Origin of the sequence: Thiobacillus denitrificans DSM 12475 (assembly GCF_000376425.1) — a bacterium.
Classification (GTDB): domain Bacteria; phylum Pseudomonadota; class Gammaproteobacteria; order Burkholderiales; family Thiobacillaceae; genus Thiobacillus; species Thiobacillus denitrificans.
The window spans coordinates 140874-164049 of the sequence record NZ_AQWL01000003.1; the positions used below are offsets into that span (position 1 = coordinate 140874).

Consider the following 23176-nt stretch of genomic DNA (forward strand, 5'->3'; position numbering starts at 1 on the left):
ATCAGACGGCGGCCAGCCGCTCCACCCCGCCCATCCAGGGACGCAGCGCCTGCGGAACGCTCACGCTGCCGTCGGCGTTCTGGTAGTTCTCCAGGATCGCCACCAGCGTGCGCCCTACTGCCAGTCCCGAACCGTTCAAGGTATGCAGCAGTTCCGGCTTGCCCTGCCCCGTTTTGAAACGCGCCTGCATGCGGCGCGCCTGGAAGGTCTCGAAATTGGAGCAGGAGGAAATCTCGCGGTAGGTGTTCTGCGCCGGCAGCCACACTTCGAGGTCGTAGGTCTTCGCCGCCGAGAAGCCCATGTCGCCGCTGCACAGCGCCATCTTGCGGTACGGCAGGCCGAGCCTCTGCAGGATCGCCTCGGCGTGGGCGGTCAGCGCTTCCAGCGCGGCGTAGGAGTCCTCCGGCTTCACCATCTGCACCAGTTCCACCTTGTCGAACTGGTGCTGGCGGATCATGCCGCGGGTGTCGCGGCCGTAGGAGCCCGCTTCCGAGCGGAAGCACGGGGTATGGGCGACGAACTTCAGCGGCAGCGCTTCGGCCGGGACGATCTCGTCGCGCAGCAGGTTGGTCACCGGCACTTCGGCGGTGGGAATGAGGTAGAGCTTGTCGGCGTCGGTGCGCGGGATATGGAACAGATCTTCCTCGAACTTCGGCAACTGGCCAGTGCCGCGCATCGAGTCGGCATTGACCAGATACGGCACGTAGACTTCCGAATAGCCATGCTCGGCCGTATGCACGTCGAGCATGAACTGGGCGAGCGCGCGATGCAGCCGCGCCAGCCCGCCTTTCATCACGCTGAAACGGCTGCCGGTGATCTTCACCGCCGCGGCGAAGTCGAGCTGGCCGAGGCCTTCGCCGAGATCGACGTGGTCGCGCACCGGAAAGTCGAATTGACGTGGCGTGCCCCAGCGGCTCACTTCCACATTGGCGGCTTCGTCCTTGCCGGCCGCGACCGATTCGTGCGGCAGGTTGGGCACCCCCATCAGAAAGTCGTTGAGCTCGCCCTGCAGGTCGGACAGGCGCGTTTCCAGCTGCTTCTGCTCGTCGCCCAGCCCCGCCACCTCGGCCATCACCGCCGTGGTGTCCTCGCCCTTGCCCTTCAGCATGCCGATCTGCTTGGACAATGCGTTGCGCTTGGCCTGTGCATCCTGGGTGCGGGTCTGGATCGTCTTGCGTTCGGCTTCCAGCGCATCGAAGCGCGCCGCGTCGAAGGCAAAACCGCGCGCCACCAGGCGCTCGGCGACATGGGCCGCGTCTTTGCGCAGCAACTGGATATCAAGCATGGGAGTGTAGAGATAGCCGCAAAAGCGCTATTTTCGCCGATAGCCGCCCGCTGCGGCTAGGGGCGGCCTGAATTTAGGCCGCTTCGACCATCCCCACCGCTTCTTCCACGTCGACCGCGACGATGCGCGACACCCCCGGCTCCTGCATGGTGACGCCGGCGAGGTGCTGCGCCATTTCCATGGTGACGCGGTTGTGGGTGATGAAAAGGAACTGGGTGTGGTCGGACATCGCCTTGACCAGGTTGCAGTAGCGCTCGGTATTGGCGTCGTCGAGCGGGGCGTCGACCTCGTCGAGCAGGCAGAACGGCGCCGGGTTGAGCTTGAACATGGCGAACACCAGCGACAGCGCGGTGAGCGTCTTTTCTCCGCCCGATAACAAATGAATCGAGGCGTTTTTCTTGCCGGGCGGCTGGGCGAACACCTGCACCCCGGCGTCGAGCAGTTCCTCGCCAGTGAGAATGAGTCTGGCCTGGCCGCCGCCGAACAGCTTCGGGAATAGTTCGCCCATGTGCCGGTTGACGGTGTCGAAGGTCTCCTTCAGCCGCGTGCGCGATTCCTGGTCGATGCGGCGGATTGCGTCTTCCAGCGTGGTGACGGCTTCCAGCAGGTCGGCGCATTGCGCGGCGAGATATTCGGCGCGTTCCTGCGCCTGGGTGAGTTCGTCCAGCGCCGCGAGGTTGACCGCACCGAGCGCTGCGATCTCGTTCTGCAGGCGGTTGATCTCGGCCTGCAATTGCGAGGGCCTGGGGCTGTCGGCGAGGCCCGATTCGAGGCTCGCCTCGTCGGCCGCCGCTTCGCGCAGCTGCAGTTCGAACTGCGACTGCATCAGCATGGCTTCCTGGTCCTTGAGCTTTAGCTGCTCGATGCTGCGGCGCAGCGGGTCGAGCCCCTGCTCGCAGGCCATGCGCGCTTCATCATGGCCTCTGAGTTGCGCGGTCAGGCCTTCCACTGCTTCGCGCGCGGCGGCCAGGGCGGCTTCGGCTGCGGTGCGCGTTGTCAGGGCGCCTTGCAGTTCGGCATCCAGCGCGTCGGCCGGCAGGCGGGCGAGTTCCGCGCGCCCCTGCGTGAGCCGCGTCTCGTCGTCGGCGATTTCCTGTTCGATGCGCGCCAGCGTTTCGCCGAGTTCCCTGATCTTGTTGTTGCAGGTGGTGAGCGCAAAGCCGGCCTCCTGGTGGCGCCGCTCGGCCGCGCGCTGCAGCTCGCGCGCCTCGAACACGGCGCGGTCGGCCTGGTCGCGCTGCTGGCGCGCGGCGTATAGCGCCTCGCGCGCGTCGTCACCCTGCGCGCGGTAGTCCTTGAGGCGGGCCTCCACCGCTTCCAGTGTGGCGCGCTCGGCGGTCAGCTGACGCGTGACCTCGTCGAGTTCCTGGGTGATCTGCGTGGAGCGGCTTTGCACCCGCTCCACTGCCTGCTGCAGGCGCAGCAACTCCATTTGCGCGGTGTGGTGGCGGCTTTGCGTCTGCCCGGTCTGCGCGCGCAGCGCCTGGATTTCGCGCTGGCGATCACTGTAGCTTTGCTGGGCCTCGGCGTGGGCGGCTTCGAGCCAGGCCACTTCCTCGCGCAGGCGCACGGCGTCATCAGCGAGGCGCTCGAGCTCCCGTCCGCGCGCCAGGATGCCTTCCACCGCCGTGTGCGGGCCATGAAAGGTGACGCTGTGACGGGTGAACACATGGCCCTGCGGCGTCACCGCGCATTCGCCGGCCGCGAGGCTGGCGGCCCGGCCGCGTGCGGCCTCCGCGTCGTCGGCCCAGTAGACGCCGCCAAGCCAGTCGGTCAGTGCCGCGTGAGCCGCGCCATCGTCGCTGGCAATCTTGCTGGCAAGCAGTTCCGCCGCAACCGGTACCGCAGTCCCGTCCCCGGCCCACACCGTGAGCCGCGCCGGCGGCGCATCGGCGAACCAGGCGGGCGCCGCCTCGGCGGCCACTGCCTGCAGGCGTTCGCGCAGCATCGCTTCGACTGCCGCTTCCCAGCCAGGCGCGACGGAGAGTTTTTCCCATAGGCGCGGCACGCTGTCCAGGCCGCGGCTGTGCAGCCAGTCGCCGAGCTTCTCGTCGGCCTTGAGGCTTTCCTGCAATTTCTTCAACGCGGCGAGCTCGGCTTCGGTCTGGTGCAGCGTCTTGCGCGCGGTTTCGAGCTCGCGCGTGTGCTGCGCGCGCGCAGCGTCGAGTTCGGACAAGGCGGTTTCGGCTTCCTTGAGGCCCATCTGCGCAGTCGATAATGTCTGCGCCAGTTCCTCGACTTCGATCTGTTTTTGCGCCAGCCCCGTGGTATCGGTTCGCGGCAGCTGCGCCTGTTCCTGGGCGAGTCTGCGCTGGCGCATATCCAGCTGTTCGAGCTGGCGTTTGGTGTGGCCGAGGCTGTTTTCGTCGACCTGGCGCGCCTGATCCAGTTGCGAGACCACGCGCTGCGCTTCGCCCACCGTCTGCTGCGCCTGGCGCAGGGCAGCGTCCTTCTGCGGCAGCGTGCTGTCGGTGGCCTGGCGCGCCGCGGCTTCGGCCTCGGCAAGCACGGCCTCAAGGCCGGGCTGCTGCATATTCACTTCGCTCAGGGCTTCCGCAGTGGACACACGGCGCGCCTGCTGCGCCTCCATGCGCGCGCCCAGATCCTGTACCTGGCGATACAGGCGCTCACGGGTGGCGTTCTGGTGCGCCATGGCCTGCTCGATGCGCGCGACCTCGGACTGCGCCTGGTAATACGCGGCCTGCGCGGTATTGAGCGTGTCCTGCCCGGCGAACTGGGTCTGGCGCACGGTTTCCAGGGTCGCTTCGATGTGGCGCAGGCGCGCGGTTTCGGCTTCGAGCCTGTTCTGCGCCTCGGTCAGATCCTTGTCGATGCGGGAGCGCTGCTGGGCGGCATCATGCTTCCTGGCATACCACAGGCGGTGCTGGGCAAACGTCAAATCCGCTTGAAGGCTGCGGTAGTGCTGGGCGACTTCGGCCTGCGCGGCGAGCTTTTCGACCTGGTTCTTGAGTTCGCGCTGGATGTCCTCGACGCGGTTGAGGTTGTCGCGCGCGTCCTTCAGCCGGGCCTCGGTTTCGCGGCGGCGCTCCTTGTACTTGGACACACCGGCGGCTTCTTCCAGGTAGCCGCGCAACTCCTCGGGCTTGGCCTCGATCAGGCGCGAAATCATGCCCTGCTCGATGATGGCGTAGGCGCGCGCGCCGACCCCGGTGCCGAGGAAGAGGTCGGCGACGTCGCGCCGCCGCACCCGCATGTTGTTGATGTAATAGGTGGAGTCGCCGCTGCGATCGAGCACGCGCTTGACCGAGATTTCGGAATACTGCGACCACTGCCCGGCGGCACGGCCGAGTTCGTTGTTGAATGCCAGTTCGACCGATGCGCGCGAGGCCGGCTTGCGGCTGGCGGAGCCGTTGAAGATCACGTCCTGCATGGTTTCGCCACGCAGGTGCTTGGCCGACGATTCGCCGAGCACCCAGCGCACCGCGTCGATCACGTTCGACTTGCCGCAGCCGTTCGGCCCCACCACGCCGGTCAGCTGCGCGGGGACGGGAATCACGGTGGGATCGACGAAACTCTTGAAACCGGCAAGTTTGATGTGGGTTAAACGCAAGACAGCGGAACCTTGGCTTTTATAATGGAGTCTCCAAACGCCCTTGCGGGGGCGTTATTTGTTGCCGCCATTCTACACCGAGCTTTTTTATGCCCTCCACGCCTGCCAAGACCCTCGAAACCTTCCCCAATCCAAAACCTGGACGCGACTTTCACATTCACATGGAAGTTCCTGAATTCACGTGTCTTTGTCCCAAGACTGGACAGCCGGATTTCGCCACGATCATCCTCGACTACATTCCTGACCAGACCTGCGTCGAACTCAAGAGCCTTAAGCTCTACATGTGGAGCTTCCGCGAGGAGGGGCATTTTCATGAGGATGTGACCAACCGGATTCTTGACGACCTGGTCAAAGTGACGAAACCGCGCTTCATGCGGCTGACCGCCAAGTTCTACGTGCGCGGCGGCATCTTCACCAATGTGGTCGCCGAACACCGCAAGAAAGGCTGGCAGCCGGTACCGCGCGTCGACCTCGGCCAGTTCGAGCACCAGTCGAACACACGCGGATAATCCATTGTATTTTATCGGTATTGATTTTGGCACCTCGGGCGCACGCAGTTGCGTGATCGACGCCGAGGGAATGATCGTTGCCGAGGACAAGCGCGACTTCGGCACACTGGAAGACTACGAGCGCGCCGGCATCTGGCGCGAGGCGCTGTGGGATCTGGTCGCTTCGCTGCCGCCGGCGCTCCGCTCGCAACTGTCCGGCATCGCACTCGACGGCACCTCGGGCACGGTGCTCGCCTGCGACGAGGCATTGGGCCCGCGCCATCCGCCACTCCTGTACAACGACGACCGTGCGGTCATTGAAGCCGCGCTGATCCGGAAGACCGCCACGCCGGGCCACCCGGCCGCCGCCGTCACCTCCGGACTCGCCAAGGTGCTGTGGCTGAAGAAGCGCCTCGGCCTCACCGGTGCCCGTCTCTACCTCAACCAGGCTGACTGGCTGGCAGGCCTGCTGACCGAACAACCGGGCATGACCGACTACCACAACGCCCTCAAGATGGGGCTCGATCTCGATGCGCTGAAATGGTCGGCCTGGGTCGAAACGCTCGCCGACATCAATACCCTGCCGGTCCCGATCGCGCCCGGCTCACGGCTGGCGACCGTGTCGCGTCCGCGCGCACGCTACCTCGGCGTCAATACTCGCTGCGTGGTGCATGCAGGCACCACCGACTCGATCGCCGCGTTTCTGGCCGCAGGCGTCACCCACAGCGGCGACGCCGTCACCTCGCTCGGCAGTACCCTGGTGCTGAAGCTGCTGTCCGACACCCGGGTGGAATCGGTCGACCACGGCGTCTACTCGCACTGGTTCGGCGATCGCTGGCTGGCGGGCGGCGCGTCCAATGCGGGCGGCTCCGTGCTGCAGCAGTACTTCGACGATCGCACGCTCGCCGCGCTCAGTGAAAAAATCGACCCGGAAGTCGCCAGCCCGCTCGACTACCTGCCATTACCGAAAGCCGGCGAACGCTTCCCGGTCAACGATCCCGGGCTCTTCCCTCGCCTGACGCCGCGCCCGGCCGACGACGTCGAATTCCTGCACGGCCTGCTGGAGAGCCTGGCGCGCATCGAGGCGAAGGGCTACGGCCTACTGGCCCAACTCGGCACCACGCGGGTAGCCCGGGTGGAAACCGCCGGCGGTGGCGCGCAGAACCGCGCCTGGAGCCACATCCGTCAGCGCCTACTGGGCGTCCCGGTCACGCGCGCCGCTCACACCGAGGCTGCCTATGGCGCCGCGCTACTGGCTCGTGATGGGTTGGCACTTTTCAAGTGAGAGGCTGAAAGCAGGGCGAGGCGCAAAGATCGTAAGTCGCACGCGCCTTTGTCACGCATCAACGCGCAACCGGGATGGTCAACACCGGTGATCCTCGCCCTGAATTGCCTTCGTCCAGCCGAAGGCCGATGAGCGCCTGAAGAATCATGAATGCCTGCTTGCTCCGGGCATCGCGTGCGTCTACATAGAGCCACCACCCCTTGTGCATCGTCGCGACCGACGCGCGGGAGGGGCGATCGCGCGACGAATGTATGGCAATCAGCGCGGGCATCCCGGCTTTCACGGACGAACGCGCCAGCCCCTCGGACAGGTGAGCGTCGGGCACTTCGACGCCCGATCCGGCCGCCTCGATGATCTCCAGCGCCGAGGGCGTCTCCAGGTCGACGACGTCTGTCCTCGGCTCGCCTACGAAGAACCGGAGCGGCAAAGCGATGTGATCCCGGTTTTTACTACGTTCCTGGATGCCGAGCACCTGAAGCAGCGCGCCAATCTTGTTCGCTTCGGCTTGCGTGAAGTTGTGTAGCAGCATCTGGTACTGCCTGTCGCCCGACCGCACGATGTCGAGCCTGCCCCGCTCCCGCAGCCACCCGTAGAGATCGACGAAGCGGTTGAATGCGTTCCCGCCGTCGACCACGGGCTGCGACGAGAACAACGGGTTCACGATCCCGTTCGCCCGTCGCACCAGCATTCGCAGCACTTCGACTTCCTCGGTGCTCATGCGGCTCAGAAGCAACGCCTGCTCGGCGCTAACCGGCGACAGCATCCGTTCGATGAACTGCTCGCCGCGCATGGGCACGTACGAGATGGTCGGGTTCTCCTCGTAGGTCACACCGGCACTGAACGGGACAAGGTTCCCTTGGTAATCGCCGCTCGGCCCGATCCGGACGTCGGTGCCCGCCGATGCGCCGATGCGCAGACTGGCGGTCACGCTCGACACGGCGAGGATACCGAACGTTTCGTCGTACCGCCGGCGGACGATGATCGACAGGATCTGTTCATCCTCGGTCGCATTGATCACCGTGTTATATGCGGATCGACCATTGTTCAATGCGGCAGGCCCGACTGCAGCACAGCCTTGCAGGGCCACGAGGAGCAAGGAAAGAACCGTCGCGCGCTTCGCGCTCGCTTGTTTCGGTGTACGCATTCAGCCTCCTCGAAGCGCGCGACGAGCGCGTATCAATATTAGGTTGCCGGCGCGGCAAGGCACGTCAGGCTGATTTCGACGGCCGACAGACGCAGCCATGGTGGTCACGCCGGATCTCCTCCCGCCGCACGTTCTTGCTCAGCCCGGCTCGATTCCGGCACTGCACCCGCCCCCAGGTCGAAAAGCAGGATATCTGCCTTCTGCAGGGGCTTCAGCGTGATGCCACCTTCATTGATGGCCCTGATGCTTTCACCCACTCGCAGCGGGGTGCCATTCACTTGCACGCCGCCTCTCAGGACGTACACGAGCACGTTGTGATCGCGTCCGATCGGATATTCGATCAATTGGCCGACACCGAGAATAGCCGCGTAAAGGCAGACGTCCTGCCACAGATTCAGCGAACCGCCACGCCGGTCCCGTGAAACAAGCGGGCGCAATCGACCTTGCATGTCGGCAGGCGAGAATGATCGCCGTTGATAGGCTGGCGGGAGGCCGAGGTATTTCGGGGAAATCCAGATCTGTGCGAACTCGACACCCTCCGTCGCGGAGTGGCTGAACTCGCTGTGCATGATGCCGGAGCCGCTGGACATGACCTGGACGTCGTAGGGCTTGAGCACCATCCGGTTGCCAAGCGAGTCTTTGTGCTCCAGTGCCCCACTGATGACATACGACACGATTTCCAGATCCCCGTGGCCGTGCAGGCCAAACCCGAAGCCGGGCCGCCAGCGATCATGATTGAGCGCCCTGACGGCGCCCCATGAACGCGCTCCGCCTATCTCGCGTGAAGTCAGGAGGGCCATGCCGGTCGCGTCATCCTGCGATGGGGTCTGGAGAAACCCGCGATGCGACTGCCGATTCGTCGTCCGTGGCAAGGAAATGCCTGACCGTGGGCAGCACGTCTCCCCGGTGCAGCGCGCGGATCCGATCCTGAAGCGCCCTGTCTGCGACAGTGACACGCTCATGGTGACGCAGATGGGCCAGCCAGGAGGCTTCGAAGAAAACCTCAGTGAAATGGCCTGGAACCGCTGCATCCTCCATGATTCCCCACTGCATTGCGCCGTTCCGGCGTCTTGCGGCCGAAAGTTCCGCCGTCAGGCGCAGGAAGGCCGCGGTATCTTCTGCTGCGATCCGGTATTCGACCGTGGTCATGACCGGACCGCGATCGGGCCTCCCGTCGCTTGCGATCACGGGGGCCGGCCAGTGCATGGAGGGCGCGAGATCGAGCGCCTCACCCTGATTGAGCCTGACGCGCCAGGTCAGCGGGATAGCCATCAGCGCACCGCCGGCCGCGGCCAGGAGCGCGACGGGGATGCCGAATTCCGTGGCGATCTTGCCCCAGAATGCGGAGCCTGCCGCCATCGCACCGAAGAAAACGGTCAGGAACAAGGACAGCCCGCGCGCGCGCACCCAGTTGGGCAGCGCGGTCTGCGCCGAAACGTGCAGGCTCGACAGGACGAATATCCAGGAGAGCCCCGCCAGCAATGACGCCAGCGCCGCGACGTAGGGGTTCGTGACGAGCGCAAAGGCGCAGAGCGTCGTTGCGGTGCCGAGAGTCCCGGCCGCAACGGTGCGGTCGGGCCCGAGGTGCGGCTTGACCTTGGTCAGCAGCAGGGCGCCCAGCACCGCCCCGATGCCGACGCAGCCGAGCAGGACGCCGTACAGCCGCGCATCGCCCTGCAACAGGGTCCTGGCGATGACGGGCAGCAAGGCCCAATAGGCGCTGGCGAACACGAAGAACGCCGCCGCCCGGAGCAGCGTGTCGCGCAACGGCGCGCTGTTCCAGGCATAGCGCAGGCCGATCAGCATGGCCTCGCCGATGCGCTCCTGCGGCAACGGCGAGGCCCTGGGCGGTTCGCCGCGCCACCACACGAGCGCGGCGACGATGGCGACGAAGCTGAGGGCGTTCAGCGCGAAAGGCGCGGCGACCCCCAGGGACACGATCAGCGCGCCGGCTAGCGCGGGGCCGATGGCCCGGCTGACATTGACGCCCATAGAGTTGAGCGCGATGGCGGCGGCGAGCTTCTCGCGCGGCACCAGTTGCGGGACGATCGCTTGCCAGGCGGGTGCGATGAATGCCGCGCCGGCGCCAAGCAGAAACGTGAACAGCAGAAGCAGTTCGGCCGTCATGCGATCCAGCGCAACCAGCCCGGCAAGCACGGCGGCGGTCGACGCCATCAGGCCATTGACCAGGATGAGCAGCTTTCGGCGGTCGACGATGTCAGCCACCGCGCCGGCCGGCAGCGCCAGGAGAAAGATCGGCGCCGTCGTCGCCGCCTGTACCAGCGCGACCATGAAGGGATCCAGGACCAGGGTCGTCATCAGCCAGCCCGAGCCGACGTCGTTCATCCAGGTGCCGACGTTGGAGATCACCGTCGCCACCCAAAGCACGGCGAAGGCGTTCTCCCGGAATGGCGCCCAGGGCGAGACCGCGCTGTCAGATCCCGCTTTTTCCCGGTCCATACTCATGCCGCCGGGCCGTTAGAAGGCGAAGCACGAACAGCCGAGCGCGCCCCAGAAGCCCCCTTTGCTGCCCTCCGCTATGGGCAGGGGCGTGGCCCAGGCAATCTGGTGACGATGCCCGTGCACGGTACAGGCGCTGGCACACCCGTCGCTGCAGGCCCGGGTATCCTGGCGCAGCAGCGACGCTTTGCTGCCACTGGCCCGGTAGTGGCCGCCGAATTTTCGGACCGGAGACCAGTCCGGCATGACGGGTGGCAAAGGCGGATCCAGCCTGGCGAACTCGCCGTCCGCGTACACCACCTTTCCCCCCATGAGGGTCAGGACGGATTCGATGGCCTGGATCCGCTCCGGCGCTACCGTGAAATAGTCCTCCGAGAGCACAGCCAGGTCGGCATATTCGCCGACGCTCAGCGCCCCTTTCTGTTCCTGCTCGCCGGAAAACCAGCTGGAGCCCTTGGTCCACAAGTAGAGCGCCGTGTTGCGGTCCAGCAGGTTGTCGCCGCCGTACAGGGGAAGCCCGCCGAGCGTCTTGCCCGTGACCAGCCAGTAGAGCGCAACCCAGGGGTTGTAGCTGGCGACGCGGGTGGCGTCGGTTCCGGCACCCACGGGAACGCCCGCGGCGAGCATGGCCTTGACGGGCGGGGTGTGGCGAGCGGCCTTCTCGCCGTAGCGTGACACGAAATATTCGCCCTGGAAGGCCATGCGGTGCTGGATCGCGATGCCGCCGCCCAGCGCCCGGATGCGCTCGATGTTGCGCTGGCTGATGGTTTCGGCATGGTCGATGATGAAGCGCAGGCCGTCGAACGGCATCTCCCGGTTCACCCTCTCGAACACCGTGAGAAAGCGGCTGATGCTTTCGTCATAGGTGGCGTGGATGCGGAATGGCCAACGCTTCTCGACCAGCAGGCGGACGATGGCCTCCAGTTCCGACTCCATCACCGGGCCGAGGTCGGGGCGGGGCTCCAGGAAATTCTCGAAATCGCCCGCTGACCAGGTGAGGTTTTCTCCAGCCCCGTTCATGCGCAGCCGGTCGTCGCCCTGGCCGGGTTCGACCATCTTCGCCCAGTCGCGGAAGGACTGCAGTTCAGAACCGCTTTTCTGCGCGAACAGGTTGTAGGCGACGCGCACGGTGAGTTGATCCTGGTCGTGCAACTCCTGGATGACGCGGTAGTCGTCCGGGTAGTTCTGTCCGCCACCGCCGGCATCGATCACCGAGGTGATCCCCAGGCGGTTCATTTCGCGCATGTAGTGGCGGGTGGAATTGAGCTGGTACTCGTAGGGCAGCTTCGGGCCCTGGGCCAGGGCGGAATACAGGATCAGGGCGCTGGGCTTGGCCAGCAGCATGCCGGTGGCGTTCCCCCGCTTGTCGCGCTCGATGACGCCGCCGGGCGGGTTGGGCGTGTCCGCGCCAATGCCCAGCACGCGCAGCGCGGCCTGATTGAGCAGTACGCGCCCGTACAGATGCAGGACGAACACCGGCGTGTCCGGTGCGGCCTGGTTGATCTCGGCGAGCGTCGGCATGCGCCGTTCGGCGAACTGGAATTCCGACCACCCGCCGACCACCCGCACCCATTGCGGGGCCGGCGTGCGGGCGGCCTGTTCGCGCAGCATGGAAAGGGCCGTGGCAAGCGAGGGCACGCCTTCCCAGCGCAATTCCATGTTGTAGTTCAGGCCGCCGCGGATCAGGTGGGTGTGGCTGTCGTTGAGCCCCGGGATGACGCGGCGTTTTCCCAGGTCGACGACCTGGGTATCCGCTTTCGCCAGTTTCATGATGTCGTCGTCCGTGCCGGTGGCCAGCACCCGCCCCGCGGTGAGGGCGATTGCGCTGACCTCGGGCTTGCGCGGATCGAGCGTGGTGATCCTGCCGTTGCGCAGGATCATGTCCGGCGTCGTCGTCTGCATCATGCGGCTGCCTTTCGCGAGAGCGCGTGTCGTGGAGGAAAATCCTGCGGTGGCCAGCATGGCGGCCTGGACGAAGCGACGGCGGCTGCCGTCAGGCGGATCCTGTGACATGGTCTGTTTCCTCCATCGGATGGCAGCGTGCAAGGGACGGAGCGTCCCATTGCGCAGATCGGGGACTACTTCGCCTTCGCCACTTCCGGTGCCAGGGTCGGGCCGTGGGCAACCCGTTCCGGTGCGTTATGCACCAGGGTATAGGCGTAATCCACGCCCATGCCGTAGGCGCCGCAATGCTCCTTGACGATATCGATGACGGCGTCGTAGGTGTCACGACGTGCCCAGTCGCGCTGCAGTTCGAGGAGGACCTGCAGCCAGGTCATGGGCACGGCGCCGACCTGGACCATCCGGTCCATCGCATACTTGTGGGCGTCGATGGAAGTGCCGCCCGAGGCGTCCGCCACCATGTAGATTTCGTAGCCGCCTTCCAGCATGGCCGAAAGCGCGAACGTCATGTTGCAGACCTCGGTCCACAGTCCCGAGACGACGATCTTCTTGCGACCGTTCCTGGCCAGCGCATCGCGCACTTTCTGGTCGTCCCAGGCGTTCATCGAGGTGCGTTCCAGGATGGGCGCCTCGGGGAAGACAGCGAGCAGTTCGGGGTAGGTAAAGCCGGAAAAGCTCCGGCTCTCGACCGTGGTGATGATGGCGGGAACATCGAATACCCTGGCGGTCTTGGCCAGGCCGACGGTGTTGTTCTTCAGGGCCTGGCGGTCGATGGACTGTACGCCGAAGGCCATCTGCGGCTGCTGGTCGATGAAGATGAACTGGCAGTTCTGTGGGGTCAGGAGTTCAAGCCTGGGGTCGCTCATGGCGCGTTTCCTCTCGGTTNTCGATGAAATGGGGCCGCCTCGTCGCTGGGGCGGCGTTGTCAGGGCAGGTCGAACAGGAGCACTTCGGCGTGGCCGAGGCCTTCCAGGTGAACGTGGGCGACGTCATCCAGCGTCGCGCCGTCGCCGCTGCCGAGCGGCGTGCCGTTGACGGCGACCTGTCCGCGCGCCACGTGCACATAGGCGCGGCGGCCGGCGGCGAGCGGATGCTCGACCGCCTCGCCGGCCTCGAGCACGGTGCCGTACAGCAGCCCGTCCTGATGCGCACTCAGGGAGCCGTCGCGCCCGTCTGGCGAAACCAGGAGTACCAGCCGGCCGCGCCGCGCGTCGAGCGGAAAATGCTTCTGGTCGTAGCCAGGCGCGACTTGCTCGCGATTCGGCACCAGCCAGATCTGCAGGAAATGCACCGGCTCCGTTTTGGAAGCGTTGTACTCGCTGTGCCGAACGCCGGTTCCGGCGCTCATGCGCTGGATGTCACCCGGTCGAATGATCGACCCGTTGCCCATGCTGTCCTGATGCTCCAGCGCACCGTCGAGCACGTAGCTGACGATTTCCATGTCCTGGTGGCCATGGGTGCCGAACCCCTGGCCGGGCATCACGGTATCGTCGTTGATCACGCGCAGGTTGGACACCCCCATGTGCGCCGGGTCGTAGTAGCGAGCAAAGGAAAACGTGTGGTAGCTGTCGAGCCAGCCATGGTTGGCGTGCCCGCGCGCGTTCGAAGGTCTGAGTGTCGTCATGGCCGTCTCCTTATTTAAGCGTAGTCTTCCCTGTGGGCAAAGCGGGGCGTTCAGCCGAACGCTGCCTCGAGATCCGCCTCGGCCTGGGCAAAGCCCTTCTCGACCGCTTCCGGTCCCATGGCCAGGCCTTCGGCGTAGATCAAGCTCACGTCGGTCAGGCCCAGGAAGCCGAGCACGTTCTTCAGGTAAGGCACCTGCGCGTCCTGGTCGGTGTCGCGGTAGAGGCCGCCGCGGGCCAGGGCGAGGTACACCTTCTTGCCCTTGAGCAGGCCTTCGGGGCCGGCTTCGGTGTAGCGGAACGTCACCCCGGCGCGGGCGATCGCGTCGATCCAGCTCTTGAGTTGCACCGGTATGCCGAAGTTGTACATCGGCACCCCCACCACGATGGTGTCGTGCGCCTGGATCTCGGCGATCAGCGCGTCGTCCAGGGCGGCGCGTTCCGCCTGCTCGGGCGTGCGCTGGTCGGCGGGCGTGAACAGCGCGCCCAGCGCCGCTTCGTCCAGAATCGGGTGCGGCGTGGCGGCGAGATCGCGCAGGGTCAGGCGGGCGTGGGGATCGGCGGCCTTCAGGCGGCCGACAATGGCGTTGGCCAGGCGGGTGGAGTTGGCGCCTTCACGGCGGGCGCTGGCGTTGATCTGCAGAATGTTCATTATTTCGGTCCCTCGGATGGGTTGTTTGCGATGGTTGTACTGTAAGCATCACCAATCTCTTTGGAAATATCGAAAAATGGCTAAGATTGTTCCTTGTATGGAACAGTCCAGCGCAAGCAGCATCGACCCGAACGATCTGCTCATCTTTGCCCATGTCGCCGAGCTGGGCAGCTTCAGCCGGGCGGCTGAAAGAATGGGCTTGCCCAAATCCACCGTTTCGCGGCGCCTCGCCGCACTGGAGCGGCGCCTGGGCGAGCGCCTGTTGCTGCGCACGACCCGGCGCCAAACGGTGACCGAATTCGGCCTGCAATTGCTGGAACATGCCCGCCAGGTGGTGGCCGAAGTGGAAGCGGTGGCGGCCTTGAGTGAACATCGCCAGTCGGCGCCAAGTGGGCGGCTACGGGTGTCCATGCCCAGCGACTTTGCCAATTTGTTACTGGTGGACACGCTTGCCACGTTTGCGGCCATGCATCCACGCATTTCGCTGGAACTCGACCTCTCGCCACGACGCGTCGATTTGCTGGCAGAAGGCTTCGATGTGGCGATTCGGATCGGTGATTTGCCGGATGACAGCCTGCTCGCGGCGCGACGTTTGTTCGACCTCTCGACGGGTCTCTACGCCTCGCCCCGCTACCTGGCGGCGTTCGGCCATCCGGCGAGCCCCGAGGATCTGGTTCACCACACCGGCGTTGGCTTGCTCGACCTGGATGGCAAGCCCGTGAACTGGCGCCTCAGCAAGCGCGAGGCCCGCTGGGAGGGGGCTGCAGCCGTTCGGGTGACCGCCAATTCACCGGAATTGCTGATCGGCCTGGCACGAGCAGGCGCCGGCATCGCGCCTGCGCCCGACCTGTTTGCCCTGGCCGACGTTCGCCAGGGCACGCTGCTGCGTGTGCTTCCGAAGTGGTGCTTTCCAAGCCAGGCCGTATCTGCGGTGTTTCCGGGGCGCAAACTCATGCCAGCGAAAACCCGAGTCTTTATCGATGCGCTGCTCGCGGCATTTGTGGACATTCCGCCCGCAGTCGTGCAGCTGTCAATTCCCTGAGCATTCACAGCCTCGAGCTTGTCGTCTGCTGAGGCGCGGGCTGTCGTTACCTCTTCCGGGCCAAGCCTTTCGGATGGTTTGTGCCAGATGCGTTCAAGACTCCAGTCGACCAGCGGACCGAGACCGAAGCCCCCCGATCAGCTGGCCTCGACGAACTCCAGCGTATTCGCATCCGTATCCCGGCAGAACAGCGCCGCACGCCCCGATCTGCTCGCGCGGTGTATTTCACCCCTGCCGCATCGAGCCGGCTTTTCAGCACATCCATGTGGGTCACCCCGATCGCGATGTGCCGGTCGCGTCCCCATGCTCGGGGCGGACGATGCCGGTGTCGGGATTGGACAGACACATCAGGTGCAGCCGCTGGCCGCCGCCGAGGTCGTACCACGCACCTGGATAAGGCAGTTCGGGACACGGACGCGACGTGAGCCCGAGCACTGATTCGTATAAGGTCCTGGCGCGATCGAGATCCTCGACCAGCAGGCCGGCGTGAAGCAGCCCGTGGATCTGCCCTGAAGGGGATGAATCAGGTATGGGCGCTCTTCTCCTCGCGCTACGCGTCTTCCTTGTGGCCGAAAAACAGGCTGGCGGTGATGCTCATGGCGGTGCCGATCCACCCCTGTACGTCCATGCGCTTGTCCGACAGTAAATAGGCAGCGATCGCCGCGACGACGAGCTTGAACGGTAAGATCACGATCGCCTGGTTGGCGGGCACGCGCGCAAGCCCGTACAGCACTGCGTAGGTCATACTGCCGATGACGACGCCGACCCCGAGCAGCAGCAACCAGACGCGGCTTTCCGCCCCTGCCGCGAAGTCGAGTTCCGCCGGATGCAGGACAAGGCCCGTCAGGGTCAGCATCGTCGCGCCGACTCAGATCGCCACCGCCTTGCTGACTTCGGCGACGCCGCTGAGGTGGCGGCTGATCACGTTGCTCATGGCAAACTCCATCGCCGCCTTCCTCGCCGCCGGGGCGAGCGCGAGCGGTGACGCCGCGCCCGGCCGACGACGCCGAATTCCTGCATGGCCTGCTGGAGAGCCTGGCGCGCATCGAGGTTCGTGGCTATGGATTGCTCAGGGAGCTGGGCGCCACGCCGGTGCGCCGGGTCGACACCACCGGAGGCGGCGCACAAAACCCCGTCTGGACGCATATTCGCCAGCGCCTGCTGGGGATTCCGGTCGCGCGCGCCGCGCACACCGAAGCCGCCTACGGCGCGGCCCCGCTGGCGCGCGATGGCCCGCAATGCTTCGTCTCCCTTGCGATCTGACGCCATTGGCTACACTCAAGACGTATCAAGCCTGAATCCGGGCGTCCCCATTCTTTCGGCAAGGAGCTTTCATGGCCATGACCCACGCAGCATCCGGCGAACTGATCGATATCCGCCCACTAGGCGCGGCCTTGCGCCAAACGCATTCACGTACGCTGGTGAGGGCAGATCACCTCGAAGTCTTCCGGTTCGTGCTGGCCGCGGGACAAACAGCCCCGGATCACAAGGCGGCGGGTGCACTCACCATACAATGCCTGGAAGGTGCCGTGGAGCTCGACGCGCACGGACGAACGCAAATCCTCCGGGCAGGGGATCTGGTCTACCTTGCCGACGCAGAGCCGCACGAAGTCAGGGCACTGGAGGACGCCGCCCTTCTCGTCACGATTCTGTTGAGGCGCGCATGATTTCGCACCAGTCGCGATGTTTGCGCCAGGCCGCGTGGCGCTCGCCATCCGCAAAACGGTGCGCGCTTCGAGTGCGTCGGCACGCTCAGTGATATTTTTCCATGCTGACATGGCCAGGCTCGCGCCGGCGATGCCGCTTCATCCCGCGTTTTTCCAGGCTGGCCAAGGTATCCTGCAGCATGCTGGAATTTCCGCACAGCATCACGTGCGCGGTTTCCGGTGTCAGATCGAGGCCGGTTTTTCGCTCCAATGCGCCGCTTTCGATGCAGGCGGGAATCCGTTGACATAGCAGGTCGTCGCAGGGCTCACGGGTGATGAACGGAACGAACTGGAATTGCGTGGGGTGACGCTGCCGTATTTCCTGGATGGTGCCCTGATAACTCAGTTCGCCCCGTGTGCGAACCGAATACCCCAGCACGACTTTTTCAAATCGTGACCAGGGTGCAGCGGTTTTCAGGATGGAAAGGAAAGGGCCGATCGCGGTACCCGTGGCGAGGAGCCAGAGGTGGCGGGCTTCGGGAATTTCATCCAGGGTGAGGAATCCATTCGGCGTGGGCACGACCCAGAAGTGTTCTCCGGGCTGAAGCTGCGCCAGGCGGGGCGACAGCGGGCCTTCGCGGACGACGTTGAAATAGATCTCATGCGGCCTCTCGTCGGGCGCATTGACCATGGAATAGGGGCGCCCGATGCGTTCGCCATCGACGTCCATCCCCGCGCGAATGAACTGGCCCGCCTTGAAAGGGTCGAGTTCGGCTTCAAAACGCAGCGAAATCAGTGCATCGTTCCAGCGTATGCGTTCGACTACGGTCGCCTGTACCCATTCACTCATCGTCTGCTCCTCGGGGAAACGTACGCTGTATTATGAGGTGCGCGCGCGTGCATTCAACCCGCATCCCGGCAGGGCCTGAGTGGCGCGAACCGGATCTGTCCCGATCTGCCCATCAACCGTGCATCCATCCGCCCATGCGCATGCCGCGTGAATGGGCTCACTGTCCGACCGGGTGCGCTATGATGCCGGACTACGCGAGAGTACGCCCGTCGCGGATGCCCATCCGCATACCATGAGCCCAAGACCCGATCAATGCGCCCCACCCGTTCGACGCGAGTCGCCGGGTGCACGCGTGCTAGCGGAGCTGGCAGGCATGTCGCCCGCCTATTTCGGCATGGTCATGGCGACGGGCATCGTCTCGCTCGCCGCCCACTTTCTCGCCATGCCGCGCGTCGCGCACGCACTGTTCCAGCTCAATATCGTCGTCTATGCCGCGCTGTGCGTGCTGACCGTGCTGCGCATGATTTTCCATACTCGCCGCTTCTTCGGCGACATGCTCGATCATCTGCGCGGCCCCGGGTTTTTCACCACCGTGGCCGCCACCGGCGTGCTCGGAAGCCAGTTCGTCGTGCTCACGGCGGGCTATGGCACAGGCACCGTACTCTGGGGGGTGGCGATCCTGCTCTGGATCGCGCTGACCTACACGATATTTACCGGCTTCACCGTCAAGGAACGTAAACCGACCCTCGACAAGGGGATCAACGGCGCCTGGCTGCTCGCAGTGGTGGCAACCCAGTCGATCGCCGCGCTCGGCGCGCTGCTCGCCACCCACGTCGGTCAACCGGGCAGGCTGGAGATGAACTTCCTCGCGCTCTCGATGTGGCTGTGGGGCGGCATGCTCTACATCTGGATGATGTCGCTGATCTTCTACCGCTACACCTTCTTCGAGCTTGCGCCCGGCGATCTGACGCCGCCGTACTGGATCAACATGGGCGCGATGGCGATTTCCACCCTGTCCGGTTCGTTGCTCATCATCAACGTGTCTGGTGCGCCCTTTCTCACCTCGCTGCTGCCGTTCATCAAGGGGTTCACGGTCTTTTACTGGGCAACGGGCAGCTGGTGGATACCGATGCTGCTGGTGCTCGCCCTGTGGCGTCATGTGTACAAACGCTTCCCGATAAAATACGACCCGCTTTACTGGGGCGCGGTTTTTCCGCTCGGCATGTATGCGGTCGGCACCGACCGGATGATCGAAGCGATGGGATTCGACTTCCTCGGCTTCCTGCCGCCGGTCTTTCTGTACATCGCGCTTGCCGCATGGACGGCGGCATTTACCGGATTCGTCCTGGATCTGCTGCGCCGCATACGCGCATTTGGATCCGACAGGCAGGAGCGATAAGCGGCATGCAACGTGGGGGTCAACCCGGACGCAGCATTGGCCGGCAGGCCAGCACCGGGCAACGCAGCGCCTGACTCGGCCAGGGGATTTCGACGAACTCCAGGGTAGCGGCTATCCGTCGCCCAGTCCGTGCCACTCGCCAGGGCCCGGCGGATCGGGGCGGTTCGTAACCACACCCAGCCCCGGCACCGATTCCTGCCCCCTCGGCTGAAACCCCGCCTGCAACCACAGTCGCATATCAATCGCCGGATGCCTGTCCTATGCTGGGGGCAGTTGCCGCAGCGCCCAGGGTACCGGCCCCGCTCGCTGCGGTGGCCCACCAGGGAGACGGCACAATGAAAATACTCAATCATCGGCTGACACGGGACGATGGATCTGCGCTGGCTTATCTCGCCAGCCCACACGTTGGAAAAACCATTTCACCCCGTTTTCTGATCCTTCATTACACCGCCGGCAGCAGTGCGGCCGGCACGGTGGCCTGGTTCCGCAACCCGGCTTCCCGCGTTTCCGCTCACCTGGTCATCGCACGCGACGGCTCGGTGACCCAACTGGTACCGTTCGACCGCGAAGCCTGGCATGCCGGCCAGTCGCGCTGGGGCAGCCTGTCAGGACTCAACCGCTACAGCATCGGTATCGAACTCGACAATGCCGGCTGCCTGATCCGTAGCGGCGGCAAATGGATCTCCCCGCTCAGCCGCCGCAGCTATCCCGACAGCGAGGTCACCGTCGCCTGCCACCGCCACGACCCGCCCGGCACTCCGCCCTGTGGCTGGCACAGCTACACGCCGGAACAGATCGAAGCCACGCTGGAATGCAGCATGGCGCTGATCGATCAATACGGTCTTGCCGACGTGCTGGGGCACGAGGATATTGCGCCCGGACGCAAGCGCGATCCGGGCCCGGATTTCCCACTCGAATCGGTACGCGCACGTCTGCTGGGACGCGGCAACGACCATCCCGAGCGCTACCGCACCACCGCCCGGCTGTATGTGCGGAACGGGCCCGGCCCCGAGCATGCCGCCCTGCCCGGCACCCCCCTGCCCCCCGCCACCGAGGTCGAGGTCCTGGCCAAACGGGGCCTGTGGTGGGAAGTCGACGTCGCCGGCGAGGTCAACGGCGTAATGGATATCGTCGGCTGGTGCCACAGCAAATATCTGAAAGCGATCGATGTCTGATGCGCCGACCTCGCTCGACTGGGATACCGTCCACGCACAGGAACGCGCGACCATCCGCGAACCCGACAACCGCCACGACGGACCCGACCGGCCGCTGACCGGGCTGGCCTTCTCCGGCGGCGGCATCCGCAGTGCCACCTTCAATCTCGGCATCACCCAGGCGCTGGCAGAACTGCGGCTGCTGCGGCAGTTCGATTACCTGTCGTGCGTCTCGGGTGGCGGCTACATCGGGGGCTGGCTGTCGGCCTACATCCATCTCAAGTGCAACGGCCGCGTCGAGGACGCCGAGCCGCAGCTGCAGAGCGGCGGCCTGGAAAACCCCGCGATCCGTTTCCTCCGAAGCTACAGCAATTACCTCACCCCCAAGGCCAGCTTTTTTTCCGCCGACACGCTGACCGCGGTGGCCACCTATCTGCGCAACCTCTATCTCAACCTCGTCCTGCTGTTGCTGACGCTCGGTGGGCTGCTTCTGCTGCCGCGCCTGCTGGTGTGGTTCGTCCGCTGGCTCACCGGTTGGGAAGGCGCTCACGCCACAACCGACGCCAGTCTGCTGCCGCTGTTCGGCGGCGGCATCCTGCTGATCGTCATGGCCATGCTGGTCATCGGCCTCAACCTGGGCAGCCGCGGCGCATTCAAAAGCCGGCCGTTCTACACCCGCCAGGCCGGCGTGCTGGCGCTGGTGGTGCTGCCGGTGCTGCTGTCAGCCTGGCTGATTGCCTATGGCTTCTATGCCGGCGCGGCAAAGCTGGACCGGATTTCGCTCGGCGGTTGGGTGCTGTGGGGCATGCTGGTCTATGTTCCGCCCTGGCTGATAGGCTGGGCGCTGGGACGGTTTTTCGGCCACCGCACGGACGATCAGCCGCGGTTCAGCCTGGGGCGCATCGTCGCCATGGGCGGCTACGCACTGCTGGCGGGGGCGCTCGGCGGCCTGCTGCTCGCCGCGTTTGCCGAGCTGACGGAATGGATCCGGCAGGTAGGCACCGGCTACAGCGGTTCGTGGATCGCATCGGCACTCGCCACCGCTTTGCTGCTGAAATTCTATTCACTCACGGTAGTGGCCCACATCGGCCTGATGGGGCGATATTTCTCGCACGATTCGCGCGAATGGTGGTCCCGTCTCGGTGGCTGGATATTGCTGGCGGCGCTGGTGTGGGCCACCCTGTTCAGCATCGTCTACATCGCTCCGGCCTTCTTCCGCTGGGCGCCCGAGGCCTTCGTCGCAGCGGGCGGCCTGGCCTGGGTACTGTCGACTCTCAGCGGTGTATTGCTGGGACGCGCAGGGAAAACCGCCGGCGACACCCGAAAAACCTGGCGTGATCGCGCCGCCCAGGTGATGCCTTATGTCTTCGTCGTCGGCCTGCTGGGACTGCTGTCGTTCGGCCTGCATCAACTGTTGATGCTGCCGGTGTTCTGCGCCGGATGCGAGGAGCATGTCCGCACTTCCACACAGTTCATGGAGGTGCTGCGGCAGGAAGCGGTCAACTTCCAGCGTCCCGCCATCGCGTGGGTGGCGATCCTGTGCATCGGCAGCCTCGCGGCCGCCACCGCGCTGGCATGGCGCATCGACGTCAACCTGTTCTCGATCTATCACTTCTACCGCCAGCGCCTGGTGCGCAGCTATCTCGGTGCCTCGCGCTGCAAGCTGCGCGTACCGCACCCGTTCACCGGTTTCGACCCGCGCGACGACCTCAAGCTGGCCGACCTCTGCAGCATGCCGCTGGGCCAGCCGCAATGCCAGCGTCCCTACCCCATCCACAATACCGCGATGAACCTGGTTGCCGGCAAGCAGCTCGCGTGGCAGGAACGGCGTGCCGCCGCGTTCGCCTTTACTCCCATGGCCTGCGGCTACAGCTTCACCCTGCCTGATGAAAAGGGCCAGCTGCTCAGCCATTACCGCCCCACCGCGCAGTATATGGAAGGCGTGTGGTTGGGATCGGTGATGGCGATCTCGGGCGCCGCCGCCTGCCCCAACATGGGCTACCACAGCTCACCCGCGCTGACCTTCCTGATGACCGTGTTCAACGTCCGGCTCGGCCACTGGAGCCCCAATCCGGCCAGCGAAAAACACTGGACCAAACACGACCCGCCGTTCGGCGGCATCTACCTGTTGAGCGAACTGTTCGGCCAAACCCAGTACAGTTCGCCGTTCGTTTATCTGTCCGACGGCGGCCATTTCGAGAATCTCGGGATCTACGAACTGGTGCGACGACGCTGCACCTGCATCGTCGCCATCGACGCCGGTGAGGACGGCGACAGCCATTTCGAGGATCTCGGCAACGCCATCCGCAAGTGTTATGCCGATTTCGGCGTGGTCATCGACATTCACGCCGAAGACCTCGAAAGCGGCTATTCCGCCATCGGCCGCATACGCTATCCGCCCCGTGCAGGAAGTCAGGAACAGCCTGCGGAAGGCCATCTGATCTACATCAAGCCGCGGCTCACCGGCACCGAGCCCGCCGACCTGCTCAACTACAAGTGCACCCACTCCGGATTTCCGCATGAATCGACAGCGGATCAATGGTTCGACGAATCGCAGTTCGAGAGCTACCGCAAGCTCGGCCACTACATCGGCAAGGCGGTATTCGACGCGGCACTGATCGAAACCATCCAGCGCCAGGAGATGGCTGGCGACAGTGGACCGGTGCTGCCGTGGCTGTGCGAAATCCTGCGCGAGCGGCGCGATGAGAGCGCTTGAAAGCCCCTCATCCTTGACTA

Annotated in this window: 19 protein-coding genes; 8 read left to right on the plus strand and 11 right to left on the minus strand. The window is 65.1% G+C overall.

Annotated elements, in window-relative coordinates:
- Position 1: 1 nt before the first annotated feature.
- Together serS and smc are read right to left on the minus strand one after the other, a co-directional pair.
- Entirely contained in the window at positions 2-1285 is a 1284-nt protein-coding gene (gene serS / locus B059_RS0105295) for a serine--tRNA ligase (RefSeq protein ID WP_018077204.1), read from the minus strand.
- A 73-nt stretch (positions 1286-1358) separates the two neighbouring features.
- The gene (smc, locus tag B059_RS0105300) at positions 1359-4856 is read right to left on the minus strand and encodes a chromosome segregation protein SMC (protein WP_018077205.1); all 3498 of its coding nucleotides are present in this window, start codon (positions 4854-4856) and stop codon (positions 1359-1361) included.
- An 89-nt stretch (positions 4857-4945) separates the two neighbouring features.
- Here smc and queF point away from each other — a divergent pair, with 89 nt between their 5' ends.
- Together queF and B059_RS0105310 are read left to right on the plus strand one after the other, a co-directional pair.
- Positions 4946-5365, plus strand: a complete 420-nt coding sequence (gene queF / locus B059_RS0105305; protein ID WP_018077206.1) for a preQ(1) synthase — start codon at positions 4946-4948, stop codon at positions 5363-5365.
- Between the two features lie 4 nt (positions 5366-5369).
- The gene (locus B059_RS0105310) at positions 5370-6629 is read left to right on the plus strand and encodes an FGGY-family carbohydrate kinase (protein WP_018077207.1); all 1260 of its coding nucleotides are present in this window, start codon (positions 5370-5372) and stop codon (positions 6627-6629) included.
- 58 nt (positions 6630-6687) lie between these two features.
- Here the strand turns inward: B059_RS0105310 and B059_RS0105315 are convergent, their stop codons facing one another.
- The 7 genes from B059_RS0105315 to B059_RS0105345 form a co-directional block, all read right to left on the minus strand.
- Positions 6688-7773: a hypothetical protein gene (locus tag B059_RS0105315; RefSeq protein ID WP_157273624.1), complete on the minus strand. Its 1086-nt coding sequence runs from the start codon at positions 7771-7773 to the stop codon at positions 6688-6690.
- A gap of 104 nt (positions 7774-7877) precedes the next feature.
- Positions 7878-8573: a pirin family protein gene (locus B059_RS18715; protein ID WP_018077209.1), complete on the minus strand. Its 696-nt coding sequence runs from the start codon at positions 8571-8573 to the stop codon at positions 7878-7880.
- A 10-nt stretch (positions 8574-8583) separates the two neighbouring features.
- On the minus strand, positions 8584-10233 hold the full coding sequence (locus B059_RS0105325) for an MFS transporter (RefSeq protein ID WP_018077210.1): 1650 nt from the start codon (positions 10231-10233) through the stop codon (positions 8584-8586).
- Positions 10234-10251: 18 nt separating this feature from the next.
- Positions 10252-12246 (minus strand): amidohydrolase, encoded by a 1995-nt coding sequence (locus tag B059_RS0105330; RefSeq protein ID WP_018077211.1) that lies wholly within the window; start codon positions 12244-12246, stop codon positions 10252-10254.
- Positions 12247-12311: 65 nt separating this feature from the next.
- Positions 12312-13001: a hydrolase gene (locus B059_RS0105335; protein ID WP_018077212.1), complete on the minus strand. Its 690-nt coding sequence runs from the start codon at positions 12999-13001 to the stop codon at positions 12312-12314.
- A gap of 59 nt (positions 13002-13060) precedes the next feature.
- The gene (locus B059_RS0105340; protein ID WP_018077213.1) at positions 13061-13759 is read right to left on the minus strand and encodes a pirin family protein; all 699 of its coding nucleotides are present in this window, start codon (positions 13757-13759) and stop codon (positions 13061-13063) included.
- 50 nt (positions 13760-13809) lie between these two features.
- Entirely contained in the window at positions 13810-14409 is a 600-nt protein-coding gene (locus B059_RS0105345) for an FMN-dependent NADH-azoreductase (RefSeq protein WP_018077214.1), read from the minus strand.
- Here B059_RS0105345 and B059_RS18720 point away from each other — a divergent pair.
- Positions 14402-15451 (plus strand): LysR family transcriptional regulator, encoded by a 1050-nt coding sequence (locus B059_RS18720; protein WP_245538735.1) that lies wholly within the window; start codon positions 14402-14404, stop codon positions 15449-15451. The genes B059_RS0105345 and B059_RS18720 overlap by 8 nt on opposite strands.
- Positions 15452-16001: 550 nt before the next feature.
- Here the strand turns inward: B059_RS18720 and B059_RS18725 are convergent.
- Positions 16002-16307, minus strand: a complete 306-nt coding sequence (locus B059_RS18725; protein ID WP_018077216.1) for an EamA family transporter — start codon at positions 16305-16307, stop codon at positions 16002-16004.
- A gap of 125 nt (positions 16308-16432) precedes the next feature.
- Here B059_RS18725 and B059_RS0105360 point away from each other — a divergent pair, with 125 nt between their 5' ends.
- Positions 16433-16714, plus strand: a complete 282-nt coding sequence (locus B059_RS0105360) for an FGGY-family carbohydrate kinase (RefSeq protein ID WP_018077217.1) — start codon at positions 16433-16435, stop codon at positions 16712-16714.
- Positions 16715-16785: 71 nt separating this feature from the next.
- Entirely contained in the window at positions 16786-17118 is a 333-nt protein-coding gene (locus B059_RS0105365; RefSeq protein WP_018077218.1) for a cupin domain-containing protein, read from the plus strand.
- An 85-nt stretch (positions 17119-17203) separates the two neighbouring features.
- Here the strand turns inward: B059_RS0105365 and B059_RS0105370 are convergent, their stop codons facing one another.
- Positions 17204-17947 carry a ferredoxin--NADP reductase gene (locus B059_RS0105370; RefSeq protein WP_018077219.1) on the minus strand — a complete coding sequence of 248 codons (744 nt, stop codon included), beginning with the start codon at positions 17945-17947 and terminating at the stop codon, positions 17204-17206.
- A 313-nt stretch (positions 17948-18260) separates the two neighbouring features.
- On the opposite strand from B059_RS0105370, the gene B059_RS0105375 reads away from it, so the two are divergent.
- From B059_RS0105375 to B059_RS19885, 3 genes are all read left to right on the plus strand, one after another.
- Complete coding sequence (locus B059_RS0105375; RefSeq protein ID WP_018077220.1) at positions 18261-19286, plus strand: tellurite resistance/C4-dicarboxylate transporter family protein; 1026 nt, start codon at positions 18261-18263, stop codon at positions 19284-19286.
- Between the two features lie 335 nt (positions 19287-19621).
- Complete coding sequence (locus B059_RS0105380) at positions 19622-20461, plus strand: N-acetylmuramoyl-L-alanine amidase (protein WP_018077221.1); 840 nt, start codon at positions 19622-19624, stop codon at positions 20459-20461.
- Positions 20454-23156 carry a patatin-like phospholipase domain-containing protein gene (locus B059_RS19885; protein ID WP_018077222.1) on the plus strand — a complete coding sequence of 901 codons (2703 nt, stop codon included), beginning with the start codon at positions 20454-20456 and terminating at the stop codon, positions 23154-23156. The genes B059_RS0105380 and B059_RS19885 overlap by 8 nt, the downstream gene beginning before the upstream one ends.
- Positions 23157-23176: the final 20 nt, after the last annotated feature.

Coding starts and splice junctions, on each gene's coding strand:
- serS (WP_018077204.1), bottom strand. CDS start 1,285: ATGCTTGATATCCAGTTGCTGCGCAAAGACGCGGCCCATGTCGCCGAG.
- B059_RS18725 (WP_018077216.1), bottom strand. CDS start 16,307: ATGCTGACCCTGACGGGCCTTGTCCTGCATCCGGCGGAACTCGACTTC.
- B059_RS0105325 (WP_018077210.1), bottom strand. CDS start 10,233: ATGGACCGGGAAAAAGCGGGATCTGACAGCGCGGTCTCGCCCTGGGCG.
- B059_RS0105380 (WP_018077221.1), top strand. CDS start 19,622: ATGAAAATACTCAATCATCGGCTGACACGGGACGATGGATCTGCGCTG.
- B059_RS0105375 (WP_018077220.1), top strand. CDS start 18,261: ATGTCGCCCGCCTATTTCGGCATGGTCATGGCGACGGGCATCGTCTCG.
- B059_RS0105315 (WP_157273624.1), bottom strand. CDS start 7,773: ATGCGTACACCGAAACAAGCGAGCGCGAAGCGCGCGACGGTTCTTTCC.
- B059_RS0105330 (WP_018077211.1), bottom strand. CDS start 12,246: ATGTCACAGGATCCGCCTGACGGCAGCCGCCGTCGCTTCGTCCAGGCC.
- B059_RS0105345 (WP_018077214.1), bottom strand. CDS start 14,409: ATGAACATTCTGCAGATCAACGCCAGCGCCCGCCGTGAAGGCGCCAAC.
- B059_RS0105370 (WP_018077219.1), bottom strand. CDS start 17,947: ATGAGTGAATGGGTACAGGCGACCGTAGTCGAACGCATACGCTGGAAC.
- B059_RS19885 (WP_018077222.1), top strand. CDS start 20,454: ATGTCTGATGCGCCGACCTCGCTCGACTGGGATACCGTCCACGCACAG.
- queF (WP_018077206.1), top strand. CDS start 4,946: ATGCCCTCCACGCCTGCCAAGACCCTCGAAACCTTCCCCAATCCAAAA.
- B059_RS18715 (WP_018077209.1), bottom strand. CDS start 8,573: ATGGCCCTCCTGACTTCACGCGAGATAGGCGGAGCGCGTTCATGGGGC.
- B059_RS0105335 (WP_018077212.1), bottom strand. CDS start 13,001: ATGAGCGACCCCAGGCTTGAACTCCTGACCCCACAGAACTGCCAGTTC.
- B059_RS18720 (WP_245538735.1), top strand. CDS start 14,402: ATGTTCATTATTTCGGTCCCTCGGATGGGTTGTTTGCGATGGTTGTAC.
- B059_RS0105365 (WP_018077218.1), top strand. CDS start 16,786: ATGGCCATGACCCACGCAGCATCCGGCGAACTGATCGATATCCGCCCA.
- B059_RS0105340 (WP_018077213.1), bottom strand. CDS start 13,759: ATGACGACACTCAGACCTTCGAACGCGCGCGGGCACGCCAACCATGGC.